Genomic DNA, 19,932 nt, shown 5'->3' with positions numbered 1-19,932 from the left:
TACACCAGATATATAGTTTGTAAATATCGCGTTCGTCCTTATTATTATTGCGATCAATATAAAAAGTCACCGGTCCACGCAGAGGAGGGCTGCCGACCGTTGCCTCGCCACCGATTCGTCGGATGAAGCAAAAGGAATCAGCATGCAAGAGGGAGCTGCGCACGGCGCACTGTCGCAGGCGCTGCAACTGGCACAGTTGCAGGCCCTGGACCGGGTGATGGCCATAGCCGCGTTCGAGGTCGATGGCACCTTGTGCCATGCCAATGCCAATTACCTGAAACTGATGGGGCTCTCAGCGGCACAGGCCCGGGGGCGCTGCCACAGCAGCTTTTGCACGCCCGCCCTGCTGGGCAGCGACAAGTACGAGACCATCTGGTCTAGTCTGTGCGCGGGCCATGCCTATTCGGGCATAGTGGAACGCCTGCGCAGCGACGGCAGCAGCTGCTGGCTGGAAGCCACCTATTCGCCGGTGCTGGATGCCCAGGGCCGGGTGCTGCAGATCCTGAAGGTCGCCACCGACATCACGGCGCGCCATGCCCGCGAGCAGGCGCAGCAGGAGCACTTGCGCCGCCTGTCGCTGGTGGCGGACGCCTCCGACACGGCGGTGCTCATCAGCGACGGGGCTTCCTGCATCCTCCACGTCAACGGCGGCTTTACCCGTATGTTCGGCTGGACCACCGAAGAAGTGGCCGGGCGCACACCGATCGCCCTGCTGGCGCCCCAGATGTCGGAAGAATTCGTCAACATCTACCGCACCGAGCTGCGTGCCGGCCGGCCGGTGGGGCGCGAAGAGATCGTGGTTGGCAAGAACGGCCAGCGCTACTGGGCCAAGGTCATCAGCAATCCGATTCTGGATGCCGACGGGCAGTGGCGCTACACGGTGTCCATGCTCACCGACATCACCCGCTCCAAGATGCACGAAGCGCTGCAGCACCGGGTGCTCGAAGCCATGGCGCGCGAGCGGCCGCTGGCCGAGGTGCTGGAAATGGTCTGCCAGGAGGTGGAGCGCATCGCCCCGGAAGTGACGGCGTCCATTCTGGAAGTGGATGCGCAGGGCCTGATGCACCCGCTGGCGGGCCTAAGCCTGCCAGCGTCGTATTCGCAGCAGCTCGACGGCGTGGCCATCGGTCCCCAGGTGGGCTCCTGCGGCACGGCAGCATGGCGCAATGCGCCGGTGCTGGTGGACGACATCGCGCAGGATCCGCTGTGGAGCAACTACAAGCACCTAATCCTGCCGCTGGGCTACCACGCCTGCTGGTCCACCCCGATCCGCAACAGCCAGGGCCATCCCATCGGCACCTTTGCCTTCTACTACCGTGAACCCCGCACCGATGCCTCGTCGGCCTTTCACCAGCAGCTGGTGGATGCCTGCTCGCACCTGTGCGCGCTGGCGCTCGAGCGGGAACATGCCCGCGCACGCATCCGCCAGCTGGCGTTCTATGATGGCTTGACGGGCCTGCCCAACCGCAGCCTGCTGCAGGCCAAGGCCGACCAGGCCATTGCCTCGGCCGCACGCAACGACGAACAGCTGGCCGTGCTGTTCATCGATCTGGACCGCTTCAAGCAGGTCAATGACTCCCTGGGCCATCCAGCGGGTGACGAGCTGCTGCGCAATGTCGCCAGCCGCGTGCAGCAGGTGCTGCGCGGCTCCGACATTGCCGGGCGCCTGTCGGGTGACGAGTTTGTGGCGGTGCTGCCGCAGTGTGACGCCGAGCATGTCGCCAACACCATCGAGCGGCTGCAGGAGCTGCTGGCCGCACCGCTGACCATTGCCGAGACCTCGCTGGCCGTGTCCGCCAGCATCGGCATCGCCATGTTCCCGGCCGACGGACGCGATATGGAAACGCTGGTACACCGCGCCGACATGGCCATGTACCAGGCCAAGAGCCAGGGCCGCGGCCGCTTCAGCTTCTTCAGCAGCGAGATGAACCGCCTGGCCCAGGAGCGGCTGGCATTGGAGACCGCACTGCGCAAGGCGCTGCAGGAAGGCGGGCTGCGCCTGCACTACCAGCCGCAAATTGATATGGCCAGCGGCCAGCTCTACGGCGTGGAAGCCCTGGCCCGCTGGACCCATGCGGAGCTGGGCGAGGTGTCGCCGGCCCGTTTCATTCCGCTGGCGGAGGAGTGCGGTCTGATCGCGGATCTGGGCCGCTGGGCACTGGGCGAGGCCTGCCGCCAGCTGGCGCAGTGGCGCACCCAGGGGCTGGCGGTGCCGGCGGTGTCGGTCAACCTCTCGCCGTCGAGCTTCCACAACCTGGACCTGCCGCGCATGATTGCCGACACGCTGGACCGCAATGCGCTGGCCCCCCAGGATCTGACGCTGGAGCTGACCGAAAGCATTCTGCTGGACACCAACCCCAGCACCATGAAGACCATCGACGAGGTGCATGCGCACGGCGTGCGCCTGTCCATGGACGACTTCGGCACCGGCTATTCCAGCCTCAGCTATCTGCGCCGCCTGCCGGTCAGCGAGCTGAAGCTCGACCGCAGCTTTGTGGCGGACCTGGAGCACGACGAAGCTGCCCGCGCACTGAGCAGCGCCATCCTGGGTATCGGCAAAAGCCTGCACCTGACCGTGGTGGCCGAAGGGGTGGAAACCGCCACCCAGAACGTGATGCTGCGTGAACAAGGCTACCCGGTGGCCCAGGGCTTTCTGTTTTCGCGTCCGCTGTCGCCCCAGGACCTGGAGCAGTGGCTGATACGGCGCCAGGCGGAAGCGCCGGCCTTGGCGCCCGTGGCGCAGCTCTGAGCCGCTGCTGCCCGGGCTCTGAGGCCGCCGGTGGAGGGGCCTCAGCCGGTGCATTTCTGCCGCATGGCCATCCCGCGGAAGCGGCCGAAATGGCATGGGATGTGCGTTAGCATCGCTGACCCCGCCGCGCTTGCCGTGGCATTCGGAATGCACGTACAAGGAACTGCCAATGGCCGCAGACGGCAATACCAGCCAACTGGTGGGAATCGTGACTTTGCTGGGGGCCGCCGTCGTCGGTGTGCCGCTGTTCAAGCGCCTGGGGCTGGGCGCCGTGCTGGGCTATCTGGCGGCCGGTCTGGTGATCGGTCCATTCGGCATGGGCCTGCTGACCGATGCGCAGACCATCATCCATGTGGCTGAGCTCGGGGTGGTGATGTTCCTCTTCGTCATCGGGCTGGAGATGAAACCCTCCCATCTGTGGGGCCTGCGCGGGCAGATCTTCGGCCTGGGCAGCATGCAGGTGGTGCTGTCGGCCCTGCTGCTGACCGGGGTGGGGGTGTCGTTTGGCTTCCCGTGGCAGGTGGCCTTCGTCAGCGGCGCGGGCTTTGTGCTGACGTCCACCGCCATCGTGATGCAGGTGCTGGCCGAACGGGGCGATCTGCATGCGCCACAGGGCCAGCGCATCGTGTCCATTCTGCTGTTTGAGGATCTGTTGATCGTGCCGCTGCTGGCGGTGGTGGCCTTTCTGGCGCCGGCCGATGCGGCCGCCGCCAGTGCATCGGCTTCGCCGCTGTGGCAGCGCATCGGCGTTGCCGTGCTGTCGCTGGGCGCGCTGGTGGCCGCCGGCCGCTGGCTGCTGAATCCCATGTTCCAGGTGCTGGCCCGGGCCAAGGCACGCGAGGTGATGACCGCCGCCGCGCTGCTGGTGGTGCTGGGGGCGGCGCTGCTGATGGAGTGGGGCGGTCTGTCGATGGCGTTGGGGGCCTTTGTGGCCGGCGTGCTGCTGTCGGAATCCAGCTTCCGCCACCAGCTCGAGGCCGATATCGAGCCCTTCCGCGGCCTGCTGCTGGGCCTGTTCTTCCTGGGGGTGGGCATGGCCCTGAACCTGGAGGTGGTGGGGCGCAACTGGCCGCTGATCGTGGCCGGGGTGCTGGCACTGATGGTAGGCAAGGCGCTGTGCATCTATCTGGTGGCGCGCTTTGCCAAAAGCCCGCATGCCGAGGCCATGGACCGCGCCATCCTGATGGCGCAGGGTGGCGAGTTCGCGTTCGTGCTGTTCACCGAAGCGCTGAAGCTGCGCGTCATGGACGCCGAGGTGAACGCCAATATGACAGCCATCGTGGTGCTGTCAATGGCCCTCACGCCCCTGGTGGTGGTGCTGTACAAGCGCTGGGCGCGGGCCGATGCGCTGTCGCTGGACGGCGTGGAAGCGCCGCAGGACCTGCAGGGCAACGTGCTGATCATCGGCTTTGGCCGCGTGGGGCAGATCGCCAGCCAGGGCCCGCTGGCCAAGGGGGTGCAGCTGTCCATCATCGACAACGACCCGGACACCATCCGCGCGGCGGCGCTGTATGGCTTCAAGGTCTATTACGGCGACGGTGCACGGCCGGACATCCTGCATGCGGCAGGGGCCAAGCACGCCCAGGCCATCGTCGTCTGCGTGGACGACAAGGCCGCGGCCACCCGCATCGTGGAGAACGTGCGGCGCGAATGCCCGCATGTGCAAATGGTGGTGCGGGCCTTCGACCGGGAACATGCGCTGGAGCTGGTGCGCCAGGATGCCGACCATGTGGTGCGCGAGACCTTTGAATCGGCCATGGTGATGGCCCGCCAGACGCTGAAGGTGATCGGCGTGGACGATGGTGAGGCCGACCTGCTGCTGGAACAGGTGCGCAGCCGCGATGCCGAACGCTTTGCGCTGGAAACCGCCGGAGGCATGTTTGCCGGCCGGGCCCTGGTGCTGGGCAATATCGAGCACATTGCCCCGCCGCGCCACGACGACGAGGCACGCAAGCAAGGCTGACGCGGGGCCGTCCGGGCTGTCAGGACTGTGTGTGGCCTTGCGGCAAGGGCTACGGGCTCTGGGGGGGAATGCGGGTGCGCCCGCCGCTCCGCAGTCCGGTGCGGGCGGGACTAGGCTTTGCCCCAGACCAGGGGCTGGGGGGCGGGTGCCAGGGCTTGCCCGTCCAGCTTGCCCAGTGCCGCTCCTTCCAGCCGGGTCACGCCCAGCGCGGCCAGCGTGGCGGGGTCCACCGCATCCAGCGGCCCCATCTGTGGCCCCTGGAAATGCGCACAGAAGGCCACGGCGTCGGCTTTTTTCACAAAGTACGCCCACACGGCCTCCAGGCGCAGGTGGCCGTGAAAAGCCTGCTCCAGCACCACGCTGTAGGGCGAGGCGTCGAACGGCACATAGTGGATGCGCTGGCGCAGCGCCCAGGAGGTGGGGCGTGCGGCCCGCTCGGCCAGCTTGAGCAGGCGCGGGCGGTCCTCCTGCACGCCCACGTAGAACAGCACGTCGCGGGCATTCACTTCCACCTCGCCGGCCTCGCTGGCGAAGCGGGCCTGGGTGCCGCTGTCCGCGCTCCAGCCGAGAAAGCGGCTCAGGCGCGTGGGCATGCCTTCCTTGCCCAGCAGGTACATGCGGTAGCGGTCGGTGACGGAGCTGAAGTCGTCCAGCTCGCGCGGTGCGTGCAGCTGGAAGAAACCGCCGCCATGGGGCATCACGCGGCGGTAGTCGCTGAAAAAGGCCAACGCGTTGAAGCCGGGGTTCTGCTGCGCAATGTGGCGGGTGAGCATGGCATGCAGGCTGTCGGTGACCACCTTGCACAGCGCCGCCACCGCGGGCTGGTGCAGCACCTGCACGGCGGCTTCACCGTCCTCGTGGCAGTGCACTGCGAGGATGGGGGTGCCGTCCAGCGTGAGCAGGTGCCCGGTGGTGCGCCAGTGGCGCTTGGATTCATCCTTGAACCGGTCTGCGGCCAGGCCAAAGCTGTAGACCTCATGCAACAGCAGCCGGTCTGCGTAGTGGGTCTGCAGTTGCTTCAGGATGTGCAGCGCAGCCGGGTCGCGCGGTGCGACGCGGATGGCCCCGCCGCTGAGCTGGCCCAGGGCCGCAAAGAAAATCTTGCGGGCCGTGCTGTCCCCCAGCGCAGGGGTGCAGGGCGACGCCTCCAGAAAGGAGTGCAACAGCTGGTCTGTGTCCATACCGGCTCCAGAAAAGGAAAAAGCAGGAAGCCGTCGCTGTGCACGCGGCCACCTGCTTTCTAGAGCCGGAGCGGCCGGAACGCAAAGGTTCCGGTCTGAAAGGCCGGGAAAACCGTTCCAAAGGCAGGACCGGCGATGCCGATGGACGGCCGCGCTGACCGCCGCCGCCCCTTTGTCAGCGCATCAGCCCTGGGCAATCTGCGCTGCAATGGCCTCGCCCACCTGCGTGGTGTTGGCGCTGCCGCCCAGGTCGGGTGTCTTGGGGCCGGTCTTGATGACGGTTTCGATGGCCGCCACGATGGCATCGTGGGCGGCGCGCCAGTTGCCCTCGCTGTGGCCCAGGAAATCCAGCATTAGCGCGCCGGACCAGACCATGGCGATCGGGTTGGCGATATTCTGGCCATAGATGTCGGGGGCCGAACCGTGTACGGGCTCGAACAGCGACGGGAAGCTGCGCTCCGGGTTCAGGTTGGCCGACGGAGCCAGGCCGATGGTGCCGGTGGTAGCCGGGCCCAGGTCGGAGAGGATGTCGCCGAACAGATTGGTGGCCGCTACCACATCGAAGCGGCCCGGCTGCAGCACAAAGCGCGCGGTCAGGATGTCGATGTGCTGCTTGTCCAGCGTGACTTCGGGGTAGGCCTGGTGCATGGCGTCGGCCTGCCTGTCCCACCACGGCATGCTGATGGCAATGCCATTGCTCTTGGTGGCCAGGGTCACATGCTTTTTGCTGCGGCTCTGCGCCAGATCGAACGCGTATTTCAGCAGGCGCTGGGCGCCGTGCTTGCTGTAGACCGATTCCTGGATGCAGATCTCGCGGTCCGTGCCTTCGAACATGATGCCGCCCAGCGCGGTGTACTCGCCCTCGGTGTTCTCGCGCACCACGTAGTAGTCGATATCACCGGGCTTGCGGCCGGCCAGCGGGCAGGGCACGCCTTCGAACAGGCGCACCGGGCGCAGATTGATGTACTGGTCGAACTCGCGGCGGAACTTGAGCAGCGAACCCCACAGGGAGACATGGTCGGGCACGGTGGCCGGCCAGCCCACGGCGCCGAAGAAGATGGCGTCCATGCCGCTGAGCTGGGCCTTCCAGTCGTCCGGCATCATCGTGCCGTGGGCCGCGTAGTAATCGCAGTGTGCCCAGTCGAAGTGGTGGAATTCCAGCGGCAGCTGGAATTTCTCGGCCGCGGCTTCCAGCGCGCGCAGGCCTTCGGGCATGACTTCCTTGCCGATGCCGTCGCCGGCGATGACGGCAATTTTCTTGGGGGGGATGCTCATGGTCGTGCTTTCCATCAAAGTGCGTGGGCCTGATTCTGACCCATGATGTAATGAAGCCAATCCTTTGTTTGTGCTTTGATTATTTACATATCGTGTTTAAAAACCTGCTGCCTGAAGACCTGCGCGTGTTCCTGGTCGTGGTGCGCCGCGCCAGCTTTGTGGCGGCCGCGCAGGAGCTGGGGGCCTCGCCGGCCTATGTGAGCAAGCGCATCCGCCTGCTGGAGCAAGAACTGGCCGTCAGGCTGTTGCACCGTACCACCCGCCGCGTGGCGGTGACGGAGGAGGGTGAGCGCGTCTTCCAATGGGCACAGCGCATCCTGGATGACATCGACCATCTGGTGCAGGATGTGAGCACCACCCGCGCCGAAGTGCGTGGTCTGCTGCGCGTGAGCAGCAGCTTTGGCTTCGGCCGCAATGTGATTGCGCCGGCCTGCTCCAGGCTGATCGCGCAGCACCCCGGCCTGCAGGTGCGGCTGGAAGTCTTGGACCGCATTGTCGACGTGGCGGCCGAAGGGTTCGATCTGGATGTGCGGGTGGGCGACGAGATTGCCCCCCATCTGCTGGCCAGGCGGCTGGCGGCCAACCACCGCGTGCTCTGCGCAGCACCCGCCTATCTGCAGCGGCGCGGGGCACTGCGCAGCATCGATGAGCTGCCGGCCCACGACTGCCTCGTCATCAAGGAGCGCGACCACCCGTTTGGCGTGTGGAAGCTGCGCGCCGGTGCCGAGGAGCGCACGCTGAAGGTGACCGGCCCGCTGTCCACCAACAACGGGGAGATGGCCGTGCAATGGGCCGTGGATGGCCACGGCATCATCCTGCGCTCCATCTGGGATGTGCAGCCCATGCTGGACGACGGTCGTCTGGTGCCGGTGCTGGCCGGCTGGACCCAGGAGGCCAATGTCTGGGCGGTCTATCCCAGCCGCCTGAGCCGCTCGGCCAAGGTGCGCGTGGCGGTGGAGTTCCTGCAGCGCTACCTGGTGGAGGAGGCGGGCCTGCAGGGGCCTGGCGCGTGAAGCCCGCAGCGGATGAGCAGCTGGCTGTAGCTGTGCTGCAGGCATAAAAAAAGCGCCCGCAGGCGCTTTTTTCCATGGCTCTCCAAGAGTCCGGCGCTTACTTGCTCAGCGCAGCCTTCACGGCGGCCGACACCAGTCCCATATCGGCCTTGCCTGCCAGCTGGGACTTCACGGCGCCCATGACCTTGCCCATGTCGCCGGGGCCGGTGGCACCGACTGCGGCCACGATCGCGGCCACGGCGGCGGTGATTTCGGCCTCGCCCATGCGTTCGGGCAGGTAGACCTTCAGCACTTCCACTTCGGCCTTTTCGACATCGGCCAGATCCTGGCGGTTGGCGCTTTCGAAGGCGGCGATGGAATCCTTGCGCTGCTTGATCAGCTTGTCGACGATGGCGATGATGGCTGCATCATCGAGCTCCACGCGCTCGTCCACTTCCTTTTGCTTCATCGCGGCCTGCAGCAGGCGGATGGTGCCCAGGCGTGCGCTGTCCTTGGCACGCATGGCGGTTTTCATATCTTCGGTAATCTGGGCCTTCAAGCTCATCGCTCTCTCCTGGGTGCGGGCGGATGGGGCGTGACACTGGTCACGGCGTTGCAGTGCCTTGCCTCGGTGTGGCGCTCCATCTGCGGGGAGGTCACTGCGCCGCAATCTGTGTTCGCAGTGGCCAGAAAACAAAAAACCCGCGCTTGGCGTCCCTAGCGCGGGTTGCGGCTTTTAAGGGCCGACGAATCCTAGAGGCTGATTAGTACAGCTTCTTGGGCAGCTGCATGCTGCGCACGCGCTTGTAGTGGCGCTTGACGGCGGCAGCCTTCTTGCGCTTACGTTCAGCGGTGGGCTTTTCGTAGAATTCACGAGCGCGCAGGTCGGTCAGCAGGCCCAGCTTTTCGATGGTGCGCTTGAAGCGGCGCAGAGCAACTTCATAGGGTTCGTTTTCTTTGACGCGGATGGTAGTCATTCAATTTCCAGATATATCTGTGCTGCCAGCGGGTTCTCGGGAAGATCGGGCCTAAGAGCCATGTACAGCGGTTGTCCCCGTCTCTATGAACTAGTATGGCGGACGGGGTTGCCAGCAAAGTCGAGCATTATAGCCGCATCCTTGGCGCATGCAAGCCGCCCGGCCGCAGCCAGCGCATTTCGCCCTGTCTCCGCTGCGCGCAGGGGGGCCTGCGGATTCCTCTGGAAGGCGCTGATGCGGCGGGCGGCCCCGGCAGGAACCGGCCCGCAGCGCCGCCTGCCGATTCCTGTCGTTCTCAGTGGCTTCCAGTCGCTGCCCATCGTTTCCTGTCGTGTCCCGCCTCCAGCCTGGGCTTCGCTGCGCTCGCTGTCGCCTGGGGGCCACCGCCGCCACGCATGCCGGTGCAATTGGGTGCGGAATTTGCTAGAGCCTCCAGGCTTTGTCAGATTCACCACAGGGCGGCCGCTGCCAGCGCAGGACGGGCCGCCGCGGAGGCGCCATGTCGTTGATGTACCGGGTTTCGAGTTGGTTGGGACGCCTGAGTGTGGGTCGCAAGTTGATGCTGATTTACCTGCTGGACCTGTCCGCGGTGATTTATGTCTCCAGCATCCTGATCCACGAGAAATACCTGTCCATCGATTTCACGCGCAAGGAAATCGTCGGCACCACCTACGCCGCCGTGGTGCGCGACGGCCTGCTGGGCCGCTTTCTGCCGGCCGACCAGCAACCCCTGCCCGTCGCGCAGGCCCTGGAGCGGCTGGCCCAGGTGCGCCAGGCGCATGACGCGCAGTTGCAGACCACCCAGGCCAGCCAGGAGTTTGCCGACACCTTGCAGGCCCTGGCCCCGCTGTCGCCCCAGGAAGGGGCGGCGCTCTCGCGCCTGCGCAACCAGCTGCTGCGCGACGGGCGCGAGCTGCTCACCACGGTCAGCAACCAGTCCAACCTGATCCTCGACCCCGACCTGGACAGCTACTACGTGATGTCGCTGGTGGCACTGCGCTACCCGGTGCTGCTGCAGACCGTCTACGACACCATGGGCTTTCTGGCCGCCAGCCCGCTGGCGCGCAACCCGCAGTGGTCGTCGGACCTGCTGACCCTGGCCGGGCGGCTGGATGCGGTGGCGCAAGGCATAGAGTCGGACTTCAACCAGGCTTTTCTGGCCGGTTCCCCGCAGATGCGCGAAGCCCTGACCGGGCCGCGCCAGCAGCTCAAAGCCACGCTGGACGACTTCCAGCGGCAGATCCAGGACATGGCCAACGGCGATGCCACGGGCACGCTGGCCCAGCTCAGCACCCATGAGGCTGCGGTGCTGGGGGCGCTGACCGGCGCCTGGAATGTCGGCATCACCGAGCTGGAACGCCTGCTCCACCAGCGGGTGGACAGCCTGTTTGCGCGCATGTGGCTGCACCTGGGTACGGCCCTGGTGCTGCTGGGCTGCATCCTGAGCCTGGTGACGCTGGTGGCGCGCCAGATTGCCCGGCCGCTGCAGCAACTGGCCGGTGTGGCCGACAAGGTGCGCACCAGCGGTGACCACACCCTGCGTGCGCACTGGAACAGCCGCGACGAGATCGGCCGCCTGGTCACCGCCTTCAACGGCATGCTGGCCCAGCTGGACCACGAACGCCTGCTGCAGCAGGAGCTGGCGGCCAGCGCCCGCGCCGCCCAGGCGCAGCGCGAACTGGTGGAGGCTTTCCCGATCCCGATGGTCGTGACCTCGATTCCGGAGCACCAGGTGCTGCACGCCAATGCCCCGGCGCAGCCCTGGCTCAACGGCCGGCGGCTGGACCCCTGGGCCGTGGGCCTGGAGGCCGGCGTACGGGCACGCTTCTTCCAGCGGCTGGCGGACCAGGGTGTGGTGGACGAATTCGAGGTGCGCTGGAAAGGCGGCGCCGAACCCTCGTGGGCGGTGCTGTCGGCACGGCGCCTGCAGTTCCAGGGGCAGGATGCGGTGCTGACGGCGTTCACGCCCATCAATGTGCTCAAGGTGATGGAGCAGCGCCTGGAGCTGTGGGCCAAGGTGTTCGAAGCCTCTTCGGAGGGCATCATCATCATGAACGCCGAGCAACACATCATCAGCGTGAACAAGGCGTTCTGCCGCAGCACCCAGTACGACTTCTACGAAGTCATCGGCGAGAGCCTGGACCTGCTGCTGGAAGAACGGGAAGGCGAGCCGCTGTCGGCACAGATTTCGCGCACCATGGTGGAGAAGGAATCCTGGCAGGGCGAGGTGCGCTTTCGGCGCAGAAACGGCGAAACCTATCCCGCCTGGCTCATGGTCTCGGCAGTGCGGCCGGTCAAGGGCGAGGCGGTGCTCAACCACATCGGCATTGCGATCGACATCACCGACCGCAAGCTCAATGAAGAGCGCATCCAGTTCCTGGCCCACCACGATGTGCTGACCGAGCTGCCCAACCGCTCGCTGTGCGTGCTGCGGTTGCAGGCGGCGCTGGCCCAGGCACAGCTGACGGGCGAGAAGGTGGCCGTGCTGTTCATCGACCTGGACCGTTTCAAGACCATCAACGACACCCTGGGCCACCACATCGGGGACGGCCTGCTGCGCTCGGTGGCCGGGCGGCTGCAGCAGTCGGTGCGCAGCTGCGACACGGTCAGCCGGCTGGGCGGGGACGAGTTCGTGGTGGTGATGCGCGGCGTGACCGGGCGCGCCGATGTGCAGAACATGGTGGAGCAGCGCCTGATCCGCCTGATCCGCCAGAGCCATTCCGTGGAAGGGCACGAGTTGAATGTGTCCTGCAGCGTGGGCATTGCGGTCTACCCCGAGGACGGCGCCGACATCGAGGAGCTGATGCGCCGCGCCGATGCCGCCATGTACGAGGCCAAGACCACTGGCCGTGACATGGCCTGCTTCTATTCGATGGAAACCGACCTGCGGGGCCAGGCGCGCCAGACCATGGAGCAGCAGCTGCGCCGCGCCATCGAGCGGGGCGAGCTGAGCGTGCACTACCAGCCCCGGGTGGGGGCGCGCAGCGCCCAGCTGCTGGGGGTGGAGGCGCTGCTGCGCTGGAACAGCGCGCTGCTGGGATCCGTGCCGCCCAGCGAATTCATTCCCATCGCCGAAGAAACCGGGCTGATCCGCAGCCTGGGTGCCTGGGTGCTGGAGCAGGCCTGTGCGCAATGGATGCGCTGGCAGGACAGCACGGTGGCGGGCGGTGCGCTGATGGGCGTGGGGCTGTCGGTCAATCTGTCGGCCGTGCAGCTGGCCGATCCCTCGCTGGCGGCCGACATCCGCGCGGTGCTGGAGCGCACGGGCATGCCGGAGCAGCACCTGGAGCTGGAGATCACCGAATCCCAGCTGATGGAAAGCGCCCCCAGCGTCGCCGACCAGGTGGTGGCGCTCAAGCTGCTGGGCGTGCAGCTGTCCATCGATGACTTCGGCACCGGCTACTCCAGCCTGGCCTACCTCAAGCGCTTTGACATCGACCGGCTGAAGATCGACAAATCCTTTGTCCACGACATGCTGGACGATCCGGCCGATCTGGCCATCACGCGCGCCATCATCAGCCTGGGGCACTCGCTGGGCCTGAAGGTGGTGGCCGAAGGCGTGGAAAACCGTGCCACGGCCCAGATGCTCAGCGCACTGGCCTGCGAGGAATTGCAGGGCTTTTATTTCAGCCGGCCCTTGCCGGTGCCCGAGCTCGAGCGCTGGGCGCATGCCTACCTCGGGTCCGATCCGCTGTGGCGGCCCGGCACGGCGGGCGGGACCGTGGCCGGCGGGGCGGCGCTGGCGGAATAGGGTGCGAAATAAGCGGGGGCGCTGCGGCTGCAGCCGCCAGCGGGGTGGCGGGTGGCGTCAGTCCGCTGCCATGCCGGCCGACAGCGCCATGGCCTCGGCACAGGCGGCTGCGCTGGCCCAGGCCCACTGGAAGTTGTAGCCGCCCAGCCAGCCGGTGATGTCCACCACCTCACCAATGGCGTACAGGTCGGGCTGGGCCTTGCACTCCATGGTCTGCTGCGACAGCGCCTTGGTGTCGATGCCGCCCAGCGTCACTTCGGCCTTTTTGTAGCCCTCGCTGCCGGTGGGCGTGATTTCCCAGCGGGTGATCTGGTCGGCCAGCTTGGCCAGGGCCTTGTCGCTGGCCTCGTTGATGGGGCGCTGCAGCTCGGGGTGCTGGGCCACCCAGGCCTCGGCTAGGCGCGTGGGCATGTGCTGGGCCAGCTCGTTCACCACCAGCTTGCGCGACTGCAGCTTGGCACTGGCCAGCAGCTGCGCCACGTCCACGCCGGGCAGCAGGTTGATGTGCAGCGGTGCACCGTCCTTCCAGTAGCTGCTGATCTGCAGCACTGCCGGGCCGGACAGGCCGCGGTGGGTGAACAGCAGGTCTTCCAGAAAGGCCATGCGGTCTTTCTTGCTGCCGGTGCTGATTTCCACGGGCAGGGCCAGACCGGCCAGCTGGGCATAGGGCTGCCAGGCCGCGCCGTCAAAGGTCAGCGGCACCAGGCCGGCACGGCGCTCGATGAGCGGCAGCTGAAACTGCTGGGCCAGGCGGTAGCCGAAATCGGTGGCGCCGATCTTGGGGATGGACAGGCCGCCGGTGGCCAGCACCAGCCTGGGCGCGCGCACCAGGCCGCGGTCCGTGTGGATCTGGTAGCTGCCCGTGCCCTCGGTGTCCGCCCCCGCATCTGCGGGCGCATGCACCACTTTCTCGACGCGGCAGGGCTGCCAGCGGGTCACGCCGCCGTCGGCGCACTCGGCCAGCAGCATGCGGATGATATCTTCGGCGCTGGTGGTGGCAAACAGCTGGCCCTTGTGCTTTTCCTCGTAGGGAATGCCGTGCCGCTCCATCAGGGCGATGAAGTCCTGCGGGGTGTAGCGCGACAGGGCCGAGCGGCAGAACTGCGGGTTCTGGCCCACATAGTGCTTGTGCGGCGCGCGCACATCCAGATCGCGGTTGGTGAAATTGCAGCGTCCGCCCCCGGAGATGCGGATCTTCTCTGCCACCTTCTCGGCATGATCGATCAGCAGCACCTTCAGCCCGCGCTGGCCGGCCTGGGCGGCGCAGAACAGCCCGGCCGCACCGGCCCCCAGGATCACGGCGTCAAAGTGCAGGGCGGAGGTGGTGTCGGAAGGCATGGCGCGGTGAAAGCAGGCAGGTCAGGGCCGCCGGTGGCGGCTGCTGGGGGGCAGGTGCGGCGCCAAGCACAGGCGCCGCTGCAAAGGCGGCAGTGTAGCCAAGCCCTGTGCAGGCGGTGGGTTGAGCACGCCATGCCCTGCCAAAACGGGTGGCGCTTTCTACAATCGCCGTCCATGAACCTGCCCGCACACCAACTCAGCATGACGGTGCTGATGTCCCCCGATATGGCCAACTTCTCCGGTAATGTGCATGGGGGCGCCATCCTCAAGCTGCTGGACCAGGTGGCCTATGCCTGTGCCAGCCGTTACGCGGGCCGCTATTGCGTGACGCTGAGCGTGGACCAGGTGATGTTTCTGCAGCCCATCCATGTGGGCGAGCTGGTGACCTTTCTGGCCAGTGTCAACTACACCGGCACCTCGTCGATGGAAATCGGCATCAAGGTGGTGGCCGAAGACATCCGCAGCCAGGTGGTGCGCCACGTGAACAGCTGCTTCTTCACCATGGTGTCGGTGGACGACGACAAAAAGCCCGCCCCCGTGCCCGCACTGCAGCTGGAAACTGAGGAGCAGACGCGCCGCTGGCAGGCCGCGCTGATCCGCAAGGACATGCGCAAGGAAGTGGCCCAGCGCTTTGCCCAGACGCGCAAGCCCAGCTGACGGGCTGCAGCGCATGTGACGCTCCGGTGGCAGTGGTGTGACCGCCGCGGTCACACCGGGCCGGCTTGTCACGCGACTGTCATGGCGGCTTTCCACAATGCCGGCATCCCACACGATGCCCGAGGAAAACATGCCATTTGCCCGCACCACGCCGTCTATTGCGATCGACAGCGAAGACCTGCCCACCAACCTGTCTGACAACCCGCATTTCCAGAGCGTGGTGGAACAGGCCGTTTCGCGCCGGGGCTTTTTGCGCAGCGGCACCGGTCTGTCGGCGGCCCTGTTCCTGGGCCTGGGCGGCGGCGTGGCCGGCCTGGCGGGCTGCGCCACGGGCGGCAGCCGCAGCGGTTCCCCGCTGATGGGCTTCACCGCCATCCCCATCAGCACGGACGACGCTGTGCACATCGCCCCCGGTTACACCGCCACGGTGCTGGCACCCTGGGGCACGCCGCTGCTGGACGGTGCGCCCGCCTTCAAGGGCGACGGCAGCGAAGATGCCGCGGCCCAGGCGCTGCAGCTGGGCGACAACCACGACGGCATGCATTTCTTTGCCATCGACGGCAAGAACGACGAAGGCCTGCTGGTACTCAACCACGAGTACTGCACCGTGGACGACAAGAAGAAGCACTATGTCTGGCTGTTCGGCGCCCAGGGCGAAGCCGTGGCCCGCAAGTGGGGCCGCGACCATGTGCACAAGGCCATGAATGCGCATGGCGTCTCGGTGGTGCACATCCAGCGCAATGCCCAGGGCCGCTGGGACCTGGTCAAGGACAGCCTCTACCACCGCCGCATCACCGCCCACACTGCGATGGAACTGACCGGCCCCGCCGCAGGCGATGCGCTGCTGCAGACCCAGGGCGACCCCAGCGGCCGCCGCGTGCAGGGCACGTTCAACAACTGCGGCAACGGTTTCACCCCCTGGGGCACCTACCTGACCTGCGAAGAGAACTTCAACAACTACTTCGGCACCACCAGCGGTGCCGACCAGCGCACGGTGGCGCAAAAGCGCTACGGCCTCTCGGCCCAGGCCAGCCTGTTCCAGTGGGAAGGCCACGAGCCGCGCTTCGACTATGTGAAGCACCCCCAGGAAAGCCACCGCTTCGGCTGGATCGTGGAGATCGATCCCTTCAACCCCACCAGCATGCCCAAGAAGCGCACGGCGCTGGGCCGCATCAAGCACGAGAACGCCGCCTTCGCCCTGAGCAAGGACGGCCGCGCCGTGGTCTACATGGGCGACGACCAGGCCGATGACTACATCTATAAATTTGTCTCAGACGGCAAGTATGTGAAGGGCGGCGACAACAGCCGCCTGCTGGACAGCGGAAAGCTTTATGTGGCGCGCTTCGGCGCCGGTGCCACGCCGGGCGACTTTGCCGGCACCGGCGAATGGCTGCTGCTGGACAAGGCCGCAGACCCCAAGCTCCAGGCGGACAGCCGCTTTGCCAACCAGGCCGCTGTGCTGGTCTACACCCGCCTGGCCGCGGACGTGGTGGGCGCCACCAAGATGGACCGGCCCGAATGGGTGGCCGTGCACCCGCATACCGGCGAGGTCTACGTGACCTTGACCAACAACAGCGGCCGCAAGGCCGCGGACGAAGCCAATCCGCGCGAGAAGAACATCTACGGCCAGATCGTGCGCTGGCGCGAAACCGGCGGTGATGCCGCTGCCACCACGTTTGCCTGGGACATCTTCGTGCTGGCCGGCAACCCCATGGTGCACACCGACCGCAAGGATTTGCGCGCCGGATCGGCCAATGTCACGGCGGACAACAGCTTCAACAGCCCAGACGGCCTGGCCTTCGACAACGACGGCCGCCTGTGGATCCAGACCGATGGCAAGTACAGCAACCGTGGCGACTACGCCGGCCAGGGCAACAACCAGATGCTGTGCGCCGACCCGGTGAGCAAGGAGATCCGCCGCTTCTTTGTCGGCCCCAAGGAGTGCGAGGTCACGGGCATCAGCTTTACGCCCGACAGCAAGACCATGTTCATCAACATCCAGCACCCGGGCGAAGAGGGTGACAGCCACTGGCCCGGCGGCGGCAACAGCATCCCGCGCTCGGCCACTGTGGTCATCACCAAAAATGATGGTGGCGTGATCGGAACTTAAGGCGCGCACGCGCATCCATAGACAGGACATGCATCCGGGCCCACAAGGCCGGGGCGCATGGCAAGGGCTGGCGCAGTGGTGGATGTGCCAGCCCTTGTTGTTTGGGGAAGGCGCTTTTGGTGCGTGCCCGTGCCAGGCACCAAGTTAGTGCAGCGACGCACCGGGTCGGTGGTGACTGCGCGGGGAATTTCGGCCTTATCCTCGGCGACGGGCACCGTACTTGCTAATTTTCCGCATGCAAAGATTCACCATCTCCCTGGACGACGAACTGGCCGACGAGTTCGAGCGCTACATGCACCGGGCCGGTTATGCCAACCGCTCGGAAGCCATCCGCGACATGCTCTACATCCGCCTGGGCCAGCAGCGCGAACAGGCCGACCACCAGGGTGACTGCATGGCCGTGCTGTCCTATGTGTATGACCACCACGCGCGCGATCTGACCGAGCGCCTGGCGCGCCTGCAGCATGCGCGCCACCAGCTGACCATCTCCACCACCCATGTGCATGTCGACCCCTTGCAGTGCCTGGAAACTGTGCTGCTGCGCGGCCCGGCGGGCGAGGTGCGGGCGCTGGCCAACGCCATCATGGCCGAGCGCGGCGTGCACCATGGCCAGCTGAATGTGGTGATGGGCCAGGACGCCCAGGGCCATTCCCATGAAGCTTCCCACGGCGGCTCCCATGGTCATGCATATGACCATCCCCATGAGCACTCCCATGACCATTCCCGTTAGCGACGGCCTGCAGCGGGCCTGACGGTACGGGCAGGCCTGCCGGATGCGCACCCCGGCGGAGCGGTGTGGCGGTTGGTATGAAGTTTGCATAAATCTTCATAACTGCATGGCAGATGCAGGACAGCCTTTCCCGAAAGGCATGTACCACCACCACGTTTGCCCGTCCCGATGTCCTCTCTTTTGCGACAGACTCCCCGTTCTCCGTTGCTGACCGCCGCGGCGCTGGCCGCACTGTGCGCCTGCCTCCCCGCTGCGGCCCAAGAGGCCCGGCTGGCCGCCCTGACCGTCAAGGGCCAAGCCCTGGCCGCCAGCCAGGCCGCCTTCAGCACCCAGCATCTGACCCAGGAAGACCTGGCCGCCACCGGCGCGCAAGAGGTCGAAGACCTGTGGCGCCAGGTGCCCGGCATGCATGTGAACGACTACCAGCTCAGTGGCGTGGCCAATGCCGTGGTGCTGCGCGGCTTTGGGGGCGGCGGCCACGGCGGCGACATTGCCGCCACGCTGGACGGCATCACCCTCAACGAAGCCATGTCCCATGCCGACGGGTATTTCGACCTGAATGTGGTCGTGCCGCTGGAGGTGGAAGAAGTCACCGTGCACAAGGGCCCGGTGTCGGTGCTGCAGGGCAATTTCAACCGCGCAGGGCTGGTTGCACTGCAAACGCGCCGCTCCGGCACCTACACCGAGGCGCAGCTGCAGGCCGGCTCGCACGGCACCTACGACCTGCAAGGGGCGCTGGGCCGCCAGCTCGGGGCGGACGACCAGATGTTCCTGGCCGCACAGTCCTACACCACGGACGGAGCCCGGCCCGATGCCGATGCCCGGCGCCATACGCTCAGTGGCCGCTGGCACCACCGGGTGGACAGCCGGCTCGACTTTGCGCTGTCGGCCCGCTGGCACGAGGCACGCGGCGACTCGCCCAGCTACCTGACGCAGGCCCAATGGCAGCGCGACCCGCAGGGCAAGGACCCGCGCGTGCAGGGCGACGGATCGGAAAAGACTTTTGCCACGCTGCGCCTGGATGTGAACTATGCGCTGAGCGACAGCACCCAACTGCTGGCCTTTGCCTACGGCACCCGGCAGGATTTCGTGCGCTGGTTCACCCGCCCGCGCAGCGGCACCTGGATGCAGCGCGAAGAGCGCTATGACCGCGACGTGCTGGGCATGGGCCTGCAGCTCAGCGGCAGCGCAGCCCTGGCGGGCGCGCCGCTGGAATGGCTGCTGGGCACCGAGCGCCAGCAGGAAGACACCGACTACGGCTACAGGGAAGGCACGCAGAACCGCCAGCGCATGGCAGCGGCCGTCAGCGACCGGCGCACGGCGCTGGACACCATGGCCGCCTACGCCCAGGCGCACTGGAAACTGGCTCCCTGGCTGCAGCCCAGCATGGGCGTGCGCTGGGACCGCTTCACCGGCGATTGCCGGCGCCTGGGCGCGGAAACCGGCAGCGACACCTGCGAGCGCATGGCCACCACCCGCCATGCCAGTCCCAAGCTGGGGGTGACGTCGCAGATTGCACCGCAGACCACCTTGCGCGCCAGCTGGTCGGAAGGCTTTGCACTGGCCAGCGACTTTGCCAAGTACGCACTGGGCACCGCCGGGCTGGATCCCAATGTCTTCCGCCAGACCGAGCTGGGTGTGCAATGGGCACCCCACCGCAGCCTGTGGCTGGATCTGGCCGTCTACCGCACCACCTCCAGCAACGAAATCCGCAATGTGGCGCCTGGCGTGTACGAGAACTTTGGCAGCACGCGCCGCAGCGGTGCGGAACTGCAGGCGCACTGGACGCCATTGTCCAAGCTGGAGCTGCAATGGAGTTACGGCCGCATGCACTCGCGCGTGACGGAAAACGCCAACGCCGCGCTGGTGGGCAAACAGGTCACCGCCGTGCCCGCCTACACCAGCACCGTGCAGGCCAGCTACCGGCCCACTGCAGGCTGGACGCTGCGCGCCATCTGGCGCCATGTGGGCCGGGGCGCGGTGGATGCCGCCAACACCCAGTGGAGCCGCGCCTATCAGGTGGGCGATATGGGGGCGCAGTACGCGCTGCCGCGCAGCCTGGGCTGGGGCGATGCCCAACTGAGCCTGTGGGTGCGCAACGTGACCGACCAGCGCTACGCCAGCAGCACCAGCGTGATCGGTGGCGAACGCCTGGTGGCCCCCGGCGCACCGCGCACCGTGACCGTGGGCCTGAAGTTCGCGCTGTGAA

Annotated in this window: 13 protein-coding genes; 8 read left to right on the top strand and 5 right to left on the bottom strand. The window is 66.7% G+C overall.

What is annotated here, in order from left to right:
• Positions 1-142 precede the first annotated feature (142 nt).
• Both CT3_RS15865 and CT3_RS15860 read left to right on the top strand, forming a co-directional pair.
• Positions 143-2,749: a sensor domain-containing protein gene (locus CT3_RS15865; protein WP_083520425.1), complete on the top strand. Its 2,607-nt coding sequence runs from the start codon at positions 143-145 to the stop codon at positions 2,747-2,749.
• A 169-nt stretch (positions 2,750-2,918) separates the two neighbouring features.
• The gene (locus tag CT3_RS15860; RefSeq protein ID WP_066536359.1) at positions 2,919-4,712 is read left to right on the top strand and encodes a monovalent cation:proton antiporter-2 (CPA2) family protein; all 1,794 of its coding nucleotides are present in this window, start codon (positions 2,919-2,921) and stop codon (positions 4,710-4,712) included.
• Between the two features lie 110 nt (positions 4,713-4,822).
• Here CT3_RS15860 and CT3_RS15855 read toward each other — a convergent pair whose 3' ends face one another.
• On the bottom strand, positions 4,823-5,893 hold the full coding sequence (locus CT3_RS15855; RefSeq protein WP_066536357.1) for a hypothetical protein: 1,071 nt from the start codon (positions 5,891-5,893) through the stop codon (positions 4,823-4,825).
• Between the two features lie 183 nt (positions 5,894-6,076).
• Positions 6,077-7,168 carry a tartrate dehydrogenase gene (locus CT3_RS15850; protein WP_098066235.1) on the bottom strand — a complete coding sequence of 364 codons (1,092 nt, stop codon included), beginning with the start codon at positions 7,166-7,168 and terminating at the stop codon, positions 6,077-6,079.
• A gap of 92 nt (positions 7,169-7,260) precedes the next feature.
• On the opposite strand from CT3_RS15850, the gene CT3_RS15845 reads away from it, so the two are divergent.
• Positions 7,261-8,181: a LysR substrate-binding domain-containing protein gene (locus tag CT3_RS15845; RefSeq protein WP_227657915.1), complete on the top strand. Its 921-nt coding sequence runs from the start codon at positions 7,261-7,263 to the stop codon at positions 8,179-8,181.
• 97 nt (positions 8,182-8,278) lie between these two features.
• Here the strand turns inward: CT3_RS15845 and CT3_RS15840 are convergent, their stop codons facing one another.
• Positions 8,279-8,725, bottom strand: a complete 447-nt coding sequence (locus CT3_RS15840) for a GatB/YqeY domain-containing protein (protein ID WP_066536352.1) — start codon at positions 8,723-8,725, stop codon at positions 8,279-8,281.
• Between the two features lie 199 nt (positions 8,726-8,924).
• Positions 8,925-9,137 (bottom strand): 30S ribosomal protein S21, encoded by a 213-nt coding sequence (rpsU, locus tag CT3_RS15835; protein WP_003052999.1) that lies wholly within the window; start codon positions 9,135-9,137, stop codon positions 8,925-8,927.
• A gap of 499 nt (positions 9,138-9,636) precedes the next feature.
• On the opposite strand from rpsU, the gene CT3_RS15830 reads away from it, so the two are divergent.
• Positions 9,637-12,888: an EAL domain-containing protein gene (locus tag CT3_RS15830; RefSeq protein WP_083520424.1), complete on the top strand. Its 3,252-nt coding sequence runs from the start codon at positions 9,637-9,639 to the stop codon at positions 12,886-12,888.
• Between the two features lie 57 nt (positions 12,889-12,945).
• On the opposite strand, the gene CT3_RS15825 is transcribed toward CT3_RS15830, so the two are convergent.
• Positions 12,946-14,226, bottom strand: coding sequence for a BaiN/RdsA family NAD(P)/FAD-dependent oxidoreductase (locus tag CT3_RS15825; protein WP_066536349.1), 1,281 nt, complete (start codon positions 14,224-14,226; stop codon positions 12,946-12,948).
• 174 nt (positions 14,227-14,400) lie between these two features.
• Between CT3_RS15825 and CT3_RS15820 the strand changes: the two genes are divergently transcribed.
• The 4 genes from CT3_RS15820 (at position 14,401) to CT3_RS15805 (ending at position 19,931) form a co-directional block, all read left to right on the top strand.
• The gene (locus CT3_RS15820) at positions 14,401-14,883 is read left to right on the top strand and encodes an acyl-CoA thioesterase (protein ID WP_066536347.1); all 483 of its coding nucleotides are present in this window, start codon (positions 14,401-14,403) and stop codon (positions 14,881-14,883) included.
• A gap of 130 nt (positions 14,884-15,013) precedes the next feature.
• On the top strand, positions 15,014-16,993 hold the full coding sequence (locus tag CT3_RS15815; protein ID WP_066537296.1) for a PhoX family protein: 1,980 nt from the start codon (positions 15,014-15,016) through the stop codon (positions 16,991-16,993).
• 235 nt (positions 16,994-17,228) lie between these two features.
• Positions 17,229-17,723 carry a nickel-responsive transcriptional regulator NikR gene (gene nikR, locus CT3_RS15810; protein ID WP_066536345.1) on the top strand — a complete coding sequence of 165 codons (495 nt, stop codon included), beginning with the start codon at positions 17,229-17,231 and terminating at the stop codon, positions 17,721-17,723.
• 168 nt (positions 17,724-17,891) lie between these two features.
• Entirely contained in the window at positions 17,892-19,931 is a 2,040-nt protein-coding gene (locus tag CT3_RS15805; protein ID WP_066536344.1) for a TonB-dependent receptor, read from the top strand.
• Position 19,932 lies beyond the last annotated feature (1 nt).

The sequence above is a fragment of the Comamonas terrigena NBRC 13299 genome (assembly GCF_006740045.1).
GTDB classification, from domain to species: domain Bacteria; phylum Pseudomonadota; class Gammaproteobacteria; order Burkholderiales; family Burkholderiaceae_C; genus Comamonas; species Comamonas terrigena.
Note: the sequence above shows the minus strand (reverse complement) of the source record. Positions and strands in the feature narration are given on the sequence as shown.